General features: G+C 73.5%; 13 protein-coding genes and 1 riboswitch. Of the genes, 7 read left to right on the top strand and 6 right to left on the bottom strand.

What is annotated here, in order from left to right:
* Positions 1 to 4: 4 nt before the first annotated feature.
* The 4 genes from Sri02f_RS21950 to Sri02f_RS21935 form a co-directional block, all read right to left on the bottom strand.
* Positions 5 to 1,579 carry a benzoate-CoA ligase family protein gene (locus Sri02f_RS21950; protein ID WP_109003009.1) on the bottom strand — a complete coding sequence of 525 codons (1,575 nt, stop codon included), beginning with the start codon at positions 1,577 to 1,579 and terminating at the stop codon, positions 5 to 7.
* On the bottom strand, positions 1,576 to 3,885 hold the full coding sequence (gene pabB / locus Sri02f_RS21945; protein WP_109003008.1) for an aminodeoxychorismate synthase component I: 2,310 nt from the start codon (positions 3,883 to 3,885) through the stop codon (positions 1,576 to 1,578). The genes Sri02f_RS21950 and pabB overlap by 4 nt, the downstream gene beginning before the upstream one ends.
* Positions 3,886 to 3,915: 30 nt before the next feature.
* A complete protein-coding gene (locus Sri02f_RS21940; RefSeq protein WP_245970719.1) occupies positions 3,916 to 4,494 on the bottom strand; it encodes a putative antibiotic biosynthesis monooxygenase in 579 nt (192 codons plus the stop codon).
* 217 nt (positions 4,495 to 4,711) lie between these two features.
* Entirely contained in the window at positions 4,712 to 5,560 is an 849-nt protein-coding gene (locus Sri02f_RS21935) for a DMT family protein (protein ID WP_109003006.1), read from the bottom strand.
* 129 nt (positions 5,561 to 5,689) lie between these two features.
* On the opposite strand from Sri02f_RS21935, the gene Sri02f_RS21930 reads away from it, so the two are divergent.
* The 5 genes from Sri02f_RS21930 (at position 5,690) to Sri02f_RS21910 (ending at position 10,827) form a co-directional block, all read left to right on the top strand.
* Entirely contained in the window at positions 5,690 to 6,034 is a 345-nt protein-coding gene (locus tag Sri02f_RS21930; protein WP_109003005.1) for a hypothetical protein, read from the top strand.
* A 73-nt stretch (positions 6,035 to 6,107) separates the two neighbouring features.
* Positions 6,108 to 7,295, top strand: coding sequence for a glutathionylspermidine synthase family protein (locus Sri02f_RS21925; protein ID WP_109003004.1), 1,188 nt, complete (start codon positions 6,108 to 6,110; stop codon positions 7,293 to 7,295).
* A gap of 19 nt (positions 7,296 to 7,314) precedes the next feature.
* A riboswitch (ZMP/ZTP riboswitch) is annotated at positions 7,315 to 7,431 on the top strand.
* Between the two features lie 31 nt (positions 7,432 to 7,462).
* Positions 7,463 to 8,917 (top strand): glycine hydroxymethyltransferase, encoded by a 1,455-nt coding sequence (locus tag Sri02f_RS21920; RefSeq protein ID WP_109003003.1) that lies wholly within the window; start codon positions 7,463 to 7,465, stop codon positions 8,915 to 8,917.
* 78 nt (positions 8,918 to 8,995) lie between these two features.
* Complete coding sequence (gene trpS, locus Sri02f_RS21915) at positions 8,996 to 10,063, top strand: tryptophan--tRNA ligase (RefSeq protein ID WP_281261897.1); 1,068 nt, start codon at positions 8,996 to 8,998, stop codon at positions 10,061 to 10,063.
* Between the two features lie 185 nt (positions 10,064 to 10,248).
* Positions 10,249 to 10,827: a 2'-5' RNA ligase family protein gene (locus Sri02f_RS21910; RefSeq protein WP_109003001.1), complete on the top strand. Its 579-nt coding sequence runs from the start codon at positions 10,249 to 10,251 to the stop codon at positions 10,825 to 10,827.
* A gap of 47 nt (positions 10,828 to 10,874) precedes the next feature.
* Here Sri02f_RS21910 and dprE2 read toward each other — a convergent pair whose 3' ends face one another.
* Both dprE2 and dprE1 read right to left on the bottom strand, forming a co-directional pair.
* Entirely contained in the window at positions 10,875 to 11,630 is a 756-nt protein-coding gene (gene dprE2 / locus Sri02f_RS21905) for a decaprenylphospho-beta-D-erythro-pentofuranosid-2-ulose 2-reductase (protein ID WP_109003000.1), read from the bottom strand.
* The gene (gene dprE1, locus Sri02f_RS21900) at positions 11,627 to 13,000 is read right to left on the bottom strand and encodes a decaprenylphosphoryl-beta-D-ribose oxidase (protein WP_109002999.1); all 1,374 of its coding nucleotides are present in this window, start codon (positions 12,998 to 13,000) and stop codon (positions 11,627 to 11,629) included. Before dprE1 ends, dprE2 begins: the two co-directional genes overlap by 4 nt.
* A 133-nt stretch (positions 13,001 to 13,133) precedes the next feature.
* On the opposite strand from dprE1, the gene Sri02f_RS21895 reads away from it, so the two are divergent.
* Positions 13,134 to 13,679 (top strand): phosphatase PAP2 family protein, encoded by a 546-nt coding sequence (locus tag Sri02f_RS21895; protein WP_167467590.1) that lies wholly within the window; start codon positions 13,134 to 13,136, stop codon positions 13,677 to 13,679.
* On the top strand, positions 13,672 to 14,622 hold the full coding sequence (locus tag Sri02f_RS21890; protein ID WP_109002998.1) for a decaprenyl-phosphate phosphoribosyltransferase: 951 nt from the start codon (positions 13,672 to 13,674) through the stop codon (positions 14,620 to 14,622). Before Sri02f_RS21895 ends, Sri02f_RS21890 begins: the two co-directional genes overlap by 8 nt.
* The last annotated feature ends 104 nt before the right edge of the window (positions 14,623 to 14,726 follow it).

The following is a 14,726-nucleotide window of genomic DNA, read 5'->3' as shown; positions in this document are numbered from 1 at the left end:
CCGGTCACCACGCGCCCCGGCGGACCAGATGGCGCCGGAGCTTTCCGCTGGCGGTGCGGGGCAGGGACGTGACGAAGACGACGCTTCTGGGCGTCTTGAAGGCGGCGAGGCGATCACGCGCCAGGGCGACGAGCTCCGTCTCCAGGGCGGCTGCGCGGATCCGGCCCTCGGGCACGACGAAGGCCCGCAGCCTGCTGGAGCCCCGCGCGTCCGGGACGGCGGCGACCGCGACCTCCCGCACCGCCGGATGGGCCCGCAGGACGGCCTCCACCTCCAGCGGGGAGACGGTGATCCCGCCGACCATCTCCATGTCGTCGGCGCGGCCCAGATGGCGGTAGGAGCCGTCCGGCTCGCGGCGCGCCCGGTCGTGGGTGGCCAGCCAGCCGCCGGCCAGGGTGCGCTCGGTCTCCTCGGGCCGGTTCAGATAGCCGCGCGTCACCGTCGGCCCGCGCACCCACATCTCGCCCGCCGCGCCGTCGGGCACCGGCCGCCCGGCCCGGTCGCGCAGCTCCACCTCGAACCCGGGCACGGGACGCCCGACGGTGCCGGGCCGGTGGTGGTTCAGGCTGTTGGCGCAGAAGGCGTGGCCGGCTTCGGTGGAGCCGATCTGCTCCAGCACGGGCGCGCCGAGCAGTTCCTCGACCCGGGCGCCGAGGCCGTCCGGCAGGCCCTCGCCGGCCGACACCGCCGCGCGCACCGAGGCGAAGCAGGCCGTGTGCCCGCTGCCCCGGTCGGCGACCAGCGCCGCGTACGCCGAGGGCACCGAGTAGAGCAGGGTGACACGGTGCCGGGCGACCAGCTCGTCGACGGCGGCGGGCGACGGGCGCCGGTCCACCAGCACGGCGCTGGAGCCGGAGAAGAGCGGGAAGACGAAGGCGTTGCCGAAGCCGTAGGCGAAGTACAGCTTGGACACCGAGAGGGTGACGTCCGCCTCGGTGATCCGCAGCAGCCGCCGGCCGATGAGGTCGTGGTACGTCTTCGGGTCGCCGTGCGTGTGCACGACCCCCTTCGGCCGGCCCGTGGTGCCCGAGGTGTACTGCACGTACAGGGGCGTGTGCGCGTCGACCGGGTGGGCGCGGGCGGGCCGGGCCGCCGGAGCGAGCGCGAGAAGCCGGTCGGCGCCGAGCCGGACCCGGTCGGCGAACCGGTCCTCCAGGCCCGGCCCCGTCACGCACAGCACGGCCTCGGCGTCCTCGGCCATGAACGCGTGCTCCGCGGCGGGCAGTTCGGGATTGACCAGGACGGCGACCGCCCCGAGCCGGGCCGCGCCGAGAAAGGCCGCCACCCAGGCGATCCCGTCGGGCAGCGCGAGGAGCACCCGGTCGCCGGGCCGCACCCCGTGCTCGGCGAGCACCCGGCCCGCACGCGCCCCGAGATCGTGCACCTCGCCGTGGGTCCAGGCCCGGTGCCCCTGGTGGAACGCGGCCCGGCCGCCCCACCCGCGCCGCTCGGCGAGCGCGGCCAGGTACGCGGCGAGGTTGCCGGGGGCGGTGGAGTCGTCGGCGACCGACCGGGGCCGCGGCACCCCCGCGACGGGGATGACGACCGGACCGGGCCCGGGCGTACGCGAGACCGTCATCGCGCGGCCTGCTTCCCGGCCTGGGCGGCGGCTTGCGCGGACCCCGGATCCGCGTCCGCGGCGGGCTCGCGCAGGGCGCGCATCTGCGCGGCCGTCTTCAGCAGCATCTCCTCGTACTCCGCGGCCGGATCCGAGTCCAGGACGATCGCGCCCCCGGCCCCCAGCTGCAGCACGCCGTCGGCCATGACGGCGGTGCGGATGACGATGTTGAGGTCCGCGCCGCCGCTGCAGCCCAGATAGCCGAGGGCTCCCGCGTACACGCCGCGGGCCTCGGTCTCCAGCTCGTCGATGATCTCCATCGTGCGCAGCTTCGGCGCGCCGGTCATCGAGCCGCCGGGGAAGCAGGCGCGTACGCAGTCCACCGCGTCCACGCCCTCGCGCAGCCGGCCCTCGACGGTGGAGACGAGCTGGTGCACGGTCGCGTACGTCTCGGTCGCCATGAGCCGGGAGACCCGCACGGTGCCGGTCCGGCAGACCCGCCCCAGGTCGTTGCGGAGCAGGTCGACGATCATCAGGTTCTCGGCGCGGGTCTTGGCGTCCGCGGCGAGCGCGTCCCGCAGCCGGACGTCCTCCGCCTCTCCGGCGCCGCGCGGCGCGGTGCCCTTGATGGGCCTGGCCTCGGCGACGCCGTCCCGGGTGATCCGCAGGAACCGCTCCGGCGAGGAGCCGGCCACGTCGAGGTCGCCGAACCTGAGGAAGGCGGCGTAGGGGGCGGGGTTGACGCGGCGCAGCGCCCGGTAGAAGTCGTACGCGTCGTCCGGGGCGGGTAGACGCGCCGCGTCGGTCAGGCAGATCTCGTAGCTGGAGCCCGCGACGAGCTCCCTTCGGCAGGCCGCGATGTCCGCGAGGTAGGTCTCCCGGTCGCGCACGAGCCACGGTTCGACCCCCCTGAGCCCGTCCGGGGCGTCGGGTCCGACCGGGACCGGGGCGGGACGCGGCTCGGCGTCGCGGGGGCCGGCGGGGGCGGTGCGCCCGGCCGCGACGCCGGTGAGCAGCGTGGCCCGGCCGGCGAGGCCGGCGCCTCGCTGGGCCGGGGCCGGTATGCGCGGCGTGCGGCGGGGGCGGGCGGGCTCGGTGGGGAGCGCGGCCAGCCGGGTCAGCGTGCTCTCCAGCCAGTCCGCGGCCTCCTGGCCGGCCTGCGGGGTGTCCTCGGCCACGCAGACCGCGTAGGTGAACCCCTCCTGGTGGTCCACCGCGATGAGCCGGTCGGCGAACAGCCAGCAGGCGTCCGGGGTGGCGGAGCGGTGCCGGTTCGGGGAGCCGCAGTCGGCCTTCGTCTCGTAGCCGAAGTAGCCGACGTAACCGCCGGTGAAGTCGAACGGCAGCCCGGTGGCGTCGACGCGGCGGTTGGCCAGCTGCCGCTTGAGGTAGTCGAAGACGCTCGCCCGGACCTTGCGCGTGGGCCGCCCGGCGCGCTCGATCTCGCAGCGGCCGGCTTCGACGTCGTAGCGGACGAACTCGGCGAGCGGTCCGCTGTCGTCGCCGAGGAAGGAGAAGCGGGAGAGGCCGTCCTCGACCCGGGAACTGTCAAGCCAGAACGCCCGCGGCGACCCGGCGTACATCCGCGTGAACGCGGCCTGGGTGTCGATCGCCTCGGCGATGCGGCGGGTGTGCAGGCGGTGGGCGGACCGTCGGGGCCGGGGGAACGGGACGGGGGCCGTGGCGGTCCGCGGGAGGGCCGCCGTCGTCGAGGGCACCGCGGTGTTCTTGGTGCGCGGTCTGCGGGCCCGCTCGGCCGTCAGGTTGCGGAAGTTGACGAGCATCCGGTGGCCGTACTCGGTCAGCACCGACTCCGGGTGGAACTGCACGCCCCACAGCGGCCGTTCGCGGTGCCGCAACCCCATCAGGACGCCGTCCTCCGCCCAGGCCGTGGCCTCCAGCGAGTCGGGCAGCGGCTCGCGCACGGCCAGCGAGTGGTAGCGCACCGCGGTGAAGTTCTGCGGCAGCCCCTGGAACAGGTCGCGACCGTCGTGCCGGACGTTCGACAGATGACCGTGCCGGGGCTCCGGGGCGGCGGCCACCCGTGCGCCCTCCCCGTGCGCGATGCCCTGGTGACCCAGACAGACGCCGAGCACCGGCACCGAGGCCTCGGCGAGCACCCGGGCGCTGATGCCGAAGTCCCGGGTCCGCGCGGGATGTCCGGGGCCGGGCGACACCACCACGTTGTCGAACGCGGCGAGGTCGGCGACGGCGTCCGCGGGGGCGTCGTTGAGGACCACCACCGGCTCCTCGCCGTTCACCTCGGCGATCAGCTGGAACAGGTTGTACGTGTACGAGTCGTAATTGTCGATGAGCAGGGTCTTCACCCGCCCACCTCCCTAGGGTCGTTCTTCGGCTTACGCGGTGCGTCGTTTGTGCCGTCCGCGCAGCGCCTGGAGCGGTGGATACAGCCATTTCTTGAAGAAACGCTGAAGGCGGGGCATGAGAATCCATGTGACGAGGGCCGTCACGCACAGACAGAGCAGCAGTGTGCGAACAATCGGATTGAGTCCGCCGAGGTAGGGGAGCGCAATCAGATTGAAAAGGAGCACCGGCGGGAAAACCGCGCTCATATTCACGAACCACAGTTTCCATTTCGACGGCGGTGCCGGCGTCCTCGGTGCGGGGCTCTGGGAGTCGAACCAGGCCTTGGAGCCCGGCACGCTTTTTCGGTCCGTCTGCCGGGCGATGCCCAGCGCCCGCTCGTCCCACTCCCACTTGGTCGTGGAGTCCTCCCAGGCGCGGGCCGTGCCGTCGCTCGCGAAGCGATAGACCACATGCCATTCCGCCTCTCCGTCGACAAGGACACCGCCCCCCAGGAATCCGGGCTGCTGCGCGCTCGCGCCCAGCATGGCCCACCCCCATGAATGGAAGTCGGCCTCTCGGCCCGGCACCACTCGATATGCGGCGGTGACGGTGACGGGATTACTGGTCACACCATCGAGTACGCAGGAGAGAGCGCTTGCGTTCACAGGTTCTTCAAACTTGCGGACCTGTGACGGACTGTCCGAAAAGCGGCTTTGGGCGGGGCTCGTCACACGTGTGGACAGTTACCCTTGCGGACGGTCACGCGCACGGCGGGAATGGAAAAGAAAACCCCGACCGCGCCTCCGATTCGTCGGCGGACGGGCGGCCGGGACCACGGGACGCCCTTCACTCCGACGCCGGCGACGTCTCGGGCGCCTCCCCGAACCGGGCCAGCGCCAACGCGCCCGCGACGGCGACCGCGAACCCCAGCACGGCCAGCCAGGCCAGCCCCTCCCGGGTGCGGTCCCCGAGCCACACCACCCCGACCAGCGCCGGTCCGATCGTCTCCCCGATCACTATCCCGGCGGTGGCCGTCGTCACCGACCCCCGCTGCAGGGCCGTGGTCAGCAGCAGGAACGCGGCCCCGCCGCCCAACAGAAGGGCGTACAGGGCGGGGTCGGTGAGCAGGTCCACGGGGGACAGCGAGTCGATCAGCCGCACCGACACCTCCACCACCCCGAACCCGCACCCGGCGCCGAGACCCAGCGTCAGCGCCCGTCCCCGCTCGGGCAGCCGCCCGGCGACCAGCCCCAGCAGCAGCACCGCGACCGCCGCGCCGAGCATCGCCCACGGCAGAGCCGCCGGCCCGCTCTCCTCGCCCTCCGCGCCGGAGGCCAGCCCCAGCATCCCCAGCCCCGCGCACACCACCGCCACAGCCGCCCACTCGGTCCGGCTCAGCCGCACGTGCAGCAGCCGCGCGGCGACCACCGCCGTCACCGCGAGGCTCGACGCGAGGGCCGCGCCCACGGCGTAGATCGGCACCGAGCGCAGCGCGACGATCTGGAACACGAACCCCAGCCCGTCCAGCCCCAGTCCCGCCACATAACGCCACTGGCGCACGGCCCGCAGCAGCAGCGCCGCGTCGCCCGCCGGGCCGCGCCCGTCGCCTCCCTCGGCGACGGCCGCCCGCGCCGCCACCGCCTGCAACACCGTCGCCGCACCGAAGCAGACCGCCGCGCCGAGGGCGCACACCATTCCGAAGAGCACGAGAGGACTGTAGGCGAGCGGTTCGCCGACGGGCCGCCCGCGTCCGCCTTCCCCCCGGTTGTCTAGGCTGGCGACGGAGATCGCCGTAGGGGCGATCCGACACGGGGAGACACGGACATGGCGGACATACGGCGGCGGTTCCGTTCGGGCACGGTGGTGCTGGGAGGCGTGAGCCTGCTGGCCACGGCCCTCACCGCCTGCTCCTCCGACCCGGACAAGCGCTGCGTCGACCGCGACAGCTACACCCGCGCCAAGGGCTACAAGGTCGTCGCCGACAAGAACTGCAAGTCCGGCTCGACGTCGCACGCCGTCTGGTACTACGGCGGCAGCAAGAAGGGCTCCTTCGTCGACGGCGGCTCCCTCACCAAGTCCGGCAAGGGCTCGGGCGGTTCGAGCAGCGGCGGCGGCGTCGACCGCGGCGGCTTCGGGGACGGCGGCCACAAGGGCGGCTCGGGCGGCTGAGCGACCGGCACGACCGGCATGAGGCCGGACGACCGGACGACCGGACCGAGCGGCTGAACAGGACACCGTCACCATGCGCCGTCACACCGTCGAACCCCGCCCCGACTGGCAGCGGACCGTCGAGGAACAGGGGCTCGTCTACCCCATCACCCGTCATCGCGACGGCGTGCTGCGCCCCTACTGGGACGAGAGCGCCTACTACGAGTTCACCCTCGACGAGGTCGAATCGCTGGAGGAGACCGTCGAGGAACTGCACGCCATGTGCCTGGCGGCGGCCGCCCGTCTCGTCGACTCCGGCCGCCTCGCCGACCTCGGCATCACCGACCCGCGCGTCGCGGCGGCGGTCGCCGAGGCATGGCGGCGGCGCGCCGAACTCCCCTCCGTCTACGGCCGGTTCGACCTGCACTACGACGGCAGCGGCCCGGCGAAGCTGCTGGAGTACAACGCCGACACCCCCACCTCCCTGGTGGAGGCCGCCTCCCCCCAGTGGTTCTGGATGGAGGACCGCTTCCCGGGCGCCGACCAGTGGAACTCCCTCCACGAACGCCTCGTCGACGCCTGGCGGAGACAGGCCGCCCTCCTGCCGCCCGGCAGCCCGCTCCACTTCGCGCACTCCTCGGCCGACGAACTCGGCGAGGACCTCATGACGGTCGCCTATCTCAAGGAGACCGCGGAGCAGGCGGGCCTGGACACGGACTGGACGTCCATGGAGGAGATCGGCTGGGACCCCCTGTCCGGCCGCTTCGTCGACGGCCGACTCCGCTTCATCCGCAGCTGCTTCAAGCTCTACCCCTGGGAGTGGCTCACCACCGACCGCTTCGCCGGCCACGTCCTGGACACCCTCGACAACGGCGGCGGCACCGGCTCGACGATGTGGATCGAGCCCGCCTGGAAGATGCTCCTGAGCAACAAGGCGCTGCTGGCCGTCCTGTGGGAGCTGTACCCCGGCCACCCCAACCTGCTGCCCGCCTACCTGGACGGCCCGCGCGAGCTGGCGGACACCACCGGATACGTCGCCAAGCCCCTGCTGGGCCGCGAAGGCGCCGGCGTCACGATCCACGAGAAGGGCGCCGGCCCCGTGGTGCGCGACGACGAGCCCTGCTGCTACCAGCAGCTCGCCCCGCTGCCCGCCTTCGACGGCAACCACGTCGTCCTCGGAGCCTGGGTCGTGCAGGACGAGCCGGCCGGCCTCGGCATCCGCGAGTCCTCCGGCCTGATCACCGACGAGTACGCCCGCTTCGTCCCGCACGTGATCCTCTGACCGGTACCCGGTAGGCTGCTGAACGGGTCGTGACTGGCGCGCTGGGCCAGGTCGAGACGACCGAGCCCGAAGATGGGACGGACCATCGGGGAGCGGCCCGTGAGCAGTGACAGTGCCGTGCGCCTGGGCCGAACCGAACTCGCCGTACGCCACGTCCGGAGGTCCCGATGCCCCAGAATTCCGCACCCCTGTCCACCGAGTCCACCGCTTTCCGCGCCGCCCTCGACGTGATCCGCGCCGTGGAGCCGCGCGTCGCCGACGCCATCGGCCAGGAGGTCCACGACCAGCGCGAGATGCTCAAGCTGATCGCCTCCGAGAACTACGCCTCCCCGGCCACCCTCCTCGCGATGGGCAACTGGTTCAGCGACAAGTACGCCGAGGGCACCGTCGGCCGACGCTTCTACGCCGGCTGCCGCAACGTCGACACCGTCGAGGCGCTCGCCGCGGAGCACGCCCGCGAGCTCTTCGGGGCCCGCCACGCCTACGTCCAGCCGCACTCCGGCATCGACGCCAACCTCGTCGCCTTCTGGGCCGTCCTCGCCGACCGCGTCGAGGCGCCCTTCCTGGAGAAGACCGGCGCCCGCCAGGTCAACGACCTCTCCGAGGCCGACTGGGCCACACTGCGCCAGGCCTTCGGCAACCAGCGCATGCTCGGCATGTCCCTGGACGCCGGCGGCCACCTCACCCACGGCTTCCGCCCCAACATCTCCGGCAAGATGTTCGACCAGCGCTCCTACGGCACCGACCCGGCGACCGGCCTGATCGACTACGACGCGCTGCGCGCGTCGGCCCGCGAGTTCAAGCCGATGATCATCGTCGCGGGCTACTCGGCCTACCCCCGTCTGGTGAACTTCCGGATCATGCGCGAGATCGCCGACGAGGTCGGCGCGACGCTCATGGTCGACATGGCGCACTTCGCGGGCCTGGTCGCCGGCAAGGTCCTCACCGGCGACTTCGACCCGGTCCCGCACGCCCAGATCGTCACCACCACCACCCACAAGTCGCTGCGCGGCCCGCGCGGCGGCATGGTCCTGTGCGACGACTCCCTCAAGGACCAGGTCGACCGCGGCTGCCCGATGGTCCTCGGCGGTCCGCTCCCGCACGTCATGGCCGCCAAGGCCGTCGCCCTCGCCGAGGCCCGGCAGCCGTCCTTCCAGGACTACGCGCAGCGCATCGTGGACAACTCCCGCGCCCTGGCCGAGGGCCTGATGCGCCGGGGCGCGACCCTCGTCACCGGCGGCACGGACAACCACCTGAACCTGATCGACGTCGCCTCCTCCTACGGCCTCACCGGCCGCCAGGCCGAGGCCGCGCTGCTCGACTCGGGCATCGTCACCAACCGCAACGCCATCCCCGCCGACCCCAACGGCGCCTGGTACACCTCCGGGGTCCGCATCGGCACCCCGGCGCTGACCACCCGCGGCCTCGGCACGGCGGAGATGGACGAGGTGGCGGGCCTGATCGACCGCGTCCTGACCACGACCGAGCCGGGCGTCACGAAGTCGGGCGCCCCCTCCAAGGCCTCCCACCTCCTGGACGAGAAGGTCGCCGACGAGATCTCCCGCCGGGCCACCGACCTCGTCGCGGGCTTCCCGCTGTACCCCGAGATCGACCTCGGCTGACACGCCGTCCCGGGCGGCCCCGCCCAGGCCGCCCGGGACGCGTTCCGGCCGCTCCCCGGCCTCTGCGACAATGTGGGCATGGCCTCAGACCGCCCGCCCGTCGCCCACCACGACCCTCAGGGGAGTGGCTCCGCCACGGCGCGTCCTTTGCGCGTGCTCTCCGGAATCCAGCCCACCGCAGGCTCGTTCCACCTCGGCAACTACCTCGGCGCCGTCCGCCAGTGGGTGGCCCTGCAGGAGACCCACGACGCGTTCTACATGGTCGTCGACCTGCACGCGATCACGGTCCCGCAGGACCCGAAGGAGCTCACCGCGAACACGCGGCTGGCCGCCGCCCAGCTCCTCGCGGCCGGCCTCGACCCCGAGCGCTGCACGCTGTTCGTCCAGAGCCACGTGCCCGAGCACGCGCAGCTCGCCTGGGTGATGAACTGCCTCACCGGCTTCGGCGAGGCCAGCCGTATGACGCAGTTCAAGGACAAGTCCGCCCGGCAGGGCGCCGACCGCGCGAGCGTCGGCCTGTTCACGTACCCGATCCTCCAGGTCGCGGACATCCTGCTGTACCAGGCCGACGAGGTGCCGGTCGGCGAGGACCAGCGCCAGCACATCGAGCTCACCCGCGACCTCGCCGAGCGGTTCAACGGCCGCTACGGCCACACCTTCACGGTCCCGAAGCCGTACATCCCGAAGGAGACGGGCAAGGTCTACGACCTTCAGGACCCGTCGATCAAGATGAGCAAGTCGGCGTCCACGCCGAAGGGCCTCATCAACCTCCTCGACGAGCCGAAGGCGACCGCGAAGAAGGTCAGGAGCGCGGTCACGGACACCGACACGGTGATCCGCTACGACACCGAGAACAAGCCGGGCGTGAGCAACCTGCTCGGCATCTACTCGACGCTCACCGGCACCGCTGTGGCCGAGCTGGAGCGGCAGTACGAGGGCAAGCTCTACGGCGCGCTCAAGACGGACCTCGCCGAGGTCGTCGTCGACTTCGTGACGCCGTTCCGGGACCGCACGCAGCAGTACCTGGACGACCCCGAGACGCTCGACTCGATCCTGGCCAAGGGCGCCGAGAAGGCGCGCGCGGTCGCGGCGGAGACGCTCTCGCGGACGTACGAGAGGGTGGGCTTCCTGCCCGCGAAGCACTGAAGGCGCGCGGAGGCGCCGGGGGCGCACCGCACACCTGTTCCTCCGGGCAGAGCGCTGCACATCACTTCCCCTGCGCCTGCCCAGAGGACAGCCGTGGCCGTACAGTCGATAGCCGTACGACCGAGGACGCATCCGGCGCCACACCCCGCCAGCACGACATGACGGACATGACGACAGGAGAAGACGTGGGGACCGTAACGATCGGCGTGTCGATCGCGGTCCCGGAGCCTCACGGCAGCCTGCTCCAGGAGCGGCGCGCAGGCTTCGGCGACGCCGCGGCTCACGGCATCCCCACCCACGTCACACTGCTGCCGCCGACCGAGGTCGAGGCGGACGCGCTGCCGGCCGTCGAGGCGCACCTCAGCGCGGTCGCCGCGGCCGCCCGGCCCTTCCCGATGCGGCTGTCCGGCACCGGCACCTTCCGGCCGCTGTCGCCGGTGGTGTACCTGAGGGTGGTCGAGGGCGCCTCGACCTGCGCCCGGCTCCAGCAGCGCATCCGGAACGCCTCCGGGCCCCTGGTGCGCGAACTGCAGTTCCCCTACCACCCGCACGTCACCGTCGCGCACGGCATCGACGAGGCGGCGATGGACCGGGCCTACGAGGAGCTCGCCGGTTACGAGGCCGCATGGCCCTGCACCGGTTTCGCCCTCGCCCAGCAGGGGGCCGACGGCGTCTGGCGCAAGCTGCGCGACTATCCGTTCGGCGGCACGGTGGTCCCCCCGCAGGCCGCCCACCTGGACCGCGGCTCACTGCCGACGCGCTAGGTGTGCCGTCCCGGCAGGGACAGGCCCCAGGCCCCAGGGGGCGCTTCTCAGATCGGCAGCCGGCGGAACACCCCTCGCGGGACGTGCCGCAGGGCCGACATCGCCACGCGGAGCAGACCCGGCGCCCACACCGTCTCCGAGCGGCGGCGCAGCCCCAGTTCGACGGCTGTGGCGACCGCCTCCGGAGTCGTCGCCAGCGGCGGCTGCGGCAGCCCGGCGGTCATCTTCGTCCGGACGAACCCGGGGCGAACGACCATGACGTGCACGCCCGTGCCGTGCAGCGCGTCGCCCAGGCCCTGGGCGAAGGCGTCGAGGCCGGCCTTGCTGGAGCCGTAGATGAAGTTCGAGCGGCGGGCCCGCTCGCCGGCGACGGAGGACAGCACGACCAGGGAGCCGTGGCCCTGCGTCTGCAGGGCCCGCGCGGCGATCAGGCCCGCCGACACCGCCCCCGTGTAGTTGGTCTGCGCGACGCGCACCGCGGCCGCGGGTTCGCGCTCGTCGTGCGCCTGGTCGCCGAGGACGCCGAAGGCGAGCAGCACCAGGTCGACGTCGCCCTCGGCGAACACCTTGCCGAGGACCGCCTCGTGGGCGCCGGGGTCCAGCGCGTCGAACGGGACGGTGTGCGCGTCCGCCCCCAGCAGGCGCAGTTCCGCGGCCGCCGCCTCCAGGGCGGGCGAGGGGCGGCCCGCCAGCCACACCGTGCGGGTGCGGCGGGCGATCAGGCGGCGCGCGGTGGCCAGGGCGATCTCGGACGTGCCGCCGAGGACGAGAAGGGACTGGGGGAGGCCGAAGGCGTCCTTCATGCTGGCTCCTGGAAGTTGAGTCGACGGGCGAGGTCGGACACGAACACCCCGCGCGGGTCCAGCTCCGCGCGCAGCGCGCGGAAGTCGTCCAGCCGCGGGTACATCGCGGCGAGCAGGTCAGGCCGCAGCCGAGAGTCCTTGGCGAGATAGACGCGGCCCCCGGCGGCGGCCACCTCCTCGTCCAGCTCGTCGAGCAGGACTCCGAGGCCGGGCAGCCCGGCAGGGATGTCCAGGGCGAGGGTCCAGCCCGGGCGGGGGAAGGAGAGCCAGCCCGGGTCGGCCTCCCCGAACCGCTTGAGGACGGCCAGGAAGGACGGGCAGCGGCGGGCCGAGACGCGCTGCACGATCCGGCGCAGCGCGTCCTCCCGGCCGTGCCCGACGACGAACTGGTACTGGACGAAGCCGCCGCGGCCGTAGACGCGGTTCCAGTGGGGGACGCCGTCCAGCGGGTGGAAGAAGGCCGAGAGGCGCTGGAGTTCGCCGGTCCGCGCGCGGGGAGCCCTGCGGTACCAGAGCTCGTTGAACAGGGCGACGCCGGTGCGGGTGAGCAGCCCGTCCGGGAGGAACGCGGGCGGGGCCGGGAGCCGGGACGGGCGGAACGACAGCGGCGTCCTGCGCGCCCGGGCCGGCAGCGCGTCCAGGGGCGCGTGGTCGCCGCGGGTCAGCACCGCGCGTCCGGTGGCCGCGCCGCGCGCGAGGAGGTCGATCCACGCGACGGAGTACCGGTAGCGGTGGTCGCCGGCCGTCAGCCGGGCCATCAGGTCGTCGAGGTCGGCGGCACGCTCGGTGTCGACCGACATCAGGGAGGTCTCGACCGGTTGCAGCCCGACCGTGGCCGTCAGGACGATCCCGGTCAGCCCCATGCCGCCGGCGGTCGCGTCGAACAGGGGGCTGCCCTGCCGGACCGTGCGGACCGTGCCGTCGGCGGTGAGCAGTTCGAAGGACGTCACATGGCGGGCGAAGGAGCCCGAGACATGGTGGTTCTTGCCGTGGATGTCGGCGGCGATCGCCCCGCCCACGGTCACGTAGCGGGTGCCGGGGGTCACCGGCACGAACCAGCCGAGCGGCAGCAGGACCTCCATGAGCCGGTGCAGGGAGACGCCCGCGTCGCACAGGACGACGCCCGCGTCGGCGTCGACGACATGGATCCGGTCCAGTCCGGTGACGTCGATGACCGTGCCGCCCGCGTTCTGCGCCGCGTCCCCGTAGGCGCGCCCCAGGCCCCTGGGGATGCCGCCCCGGGCTCCGCAGTCCCGGACGGCCGCCACGGCCTCCGGATAGGTCCGGGGGCGGATCACCCGCGCGGCGGTGGGAGCCGTACGGCCCCATCCCGTGACGGAAACTGTCTCGGAAGCGGTCTCGGCAGCCATGTGCGCGACCGTATCGCCCCTATGTGACCGAATAGTTGTGAAACATCACATCCATCCCCGAAACGGGTGATTAATGGGATGTCGCCCAATATTGCCGGAGTTCCCTCGCGCTCGACGTGAACAGTGGGTCCACATGGACGAACTGGATGAACCGGGCGGGCTCCCCGCCCTGGGCGACCTGAGCGACCTCGACCACCGGCTCCTCTCGGCGCTGCGCGCCCGGGGCGCGTCCCCGGGCGTCGCCCGCGCCACGCGTGCCCTGTCCGGGGCGGGCGAGCACGGCGCGCTGTGGATCGCGGCGGGCGCCGTGGGAGCCGCCGTGGACGGCCCGCGCCGCACCGCCTGGCTGCGCGCCACCGCGCTCACGGCCGGCGCGCACCTCGCCAGCATGGGTCTGAAGCGGATCGTCCGCCGCCCGCGCCCCGCCCACGTCGAACCCCTGGTGCGCACCGCCGGCCGGCATTCCTTCCCCAGCTCGCACGCCGCCTCCGCGGCCGCCGCCGCCGTCGCCTACGGCGCGCTCGGCGCGTACGCCGTCCCCCCGCTCGCCGCCGCGATGTGCCTGTCCCGGCTCGTCGCCGGCGTCCACTACCCCTCCGACGTGGCGGCCGGCGCGGCCCTGGGCGCCCTCACCGCGCGCCTCGGAGCCCGCTGGACGAAGGGAGGGCGCCGTGACTGAGGCACTGCTGCACCGGCAGCGCACGCGCCGCCCGCAGCCGCCCCGGCCGCCGGTCCGCCCCGGCGCCGTCCTCGGCGGCCTCCTGCGCACCGCCCGCCCCCGACAGTGGATCAAGAACGCGCTGGTCGTCGCCGCCCCCGCCGCCGCCGGCCGGCTCTTCACCGCGCACGCCCTCAGCCAACTCGCCCTGGTCTTCGCCCTGTTCACCGCCTGCTCGGCCGCCGTCTACCTGGCCAACGACGCGCGCGACGCCGAGGCCGACCGCGCCCACCCCACCAAACGGCACCGACCGGTCGCCGCCGGACAGGTGCCGGCGCCCCTCGCCTACGCCGTCGGGGGCGCCCTCGCGGTCCTCGCGCCGCTCGCCGCGGCCCGGCTGACCACCCCCGCCGTCGCCGCGCTCCTGGCCGCCTACCTGACCATGCAACTGGCGTACTGCCTCCGCCTGAAACACGTCCTCGTCCTCGACCTCGTCGTCGTCACGACCGGCTTCCTGATGCGGGCCACGGCCGGCGGACTCGCCCTCGGCATCCCCCTGTCCCGCTGGTTCCTGATCACCACCGGATTCGGCGCGCTGTTCATGGTCGCGGCCAAGCGCTACTCCGAGGCCGTCCAGATGGCCGGACGCGCGGGCGCCACCCGCGCGCTGCTCACCGAGTACACCACCGGGTACCTGCGCTTCGTCTGGCAGCTGGCCGCCGGGGTCGCCGTCCTCGGCTACTGCCTGTGGGCCCTGGAGGAGGGCGGCGTCGCACGGGCGAGCGTGCTGCCCTGGCGACAGCTGTCCGTCGTCGCCTTCGTCCTGGCGGTCCTGCGCTACGCGGTCTTCGCCGACCGGGGCGCCGCCGGAGAACCCGAGGAGGTCGTCCTCGGCGACCGCGCCCTCGCCCTCATCGCCCTGGCCTGGCTCACCATGTACGGGCTCGCGGTGGCCGACTGGTAGCCTCCCGCGCCGCGCCGCGCCGCCCCGCCCTCCCGCCGGAGACTGTCCCGCGCTTTCGGGGTACCCGAACCGGGGACTTCCGCGTCAGCCGCGCGGAGCGGGGC

The sequence above is a fragment of the Streptomyces rishiriensis genome (assembly GCF_003112535.1).
Classification (GTDB): domain Bacteria; phylum Actinomycetota; class Actinomycetes; order Streptomycetales; family Streptomycetaceae; genus Streptomyces; species Streptomyces rishiriensis.
This window is presented reverse-complemented; position numbering and strand designations above follow the sequence as displayed.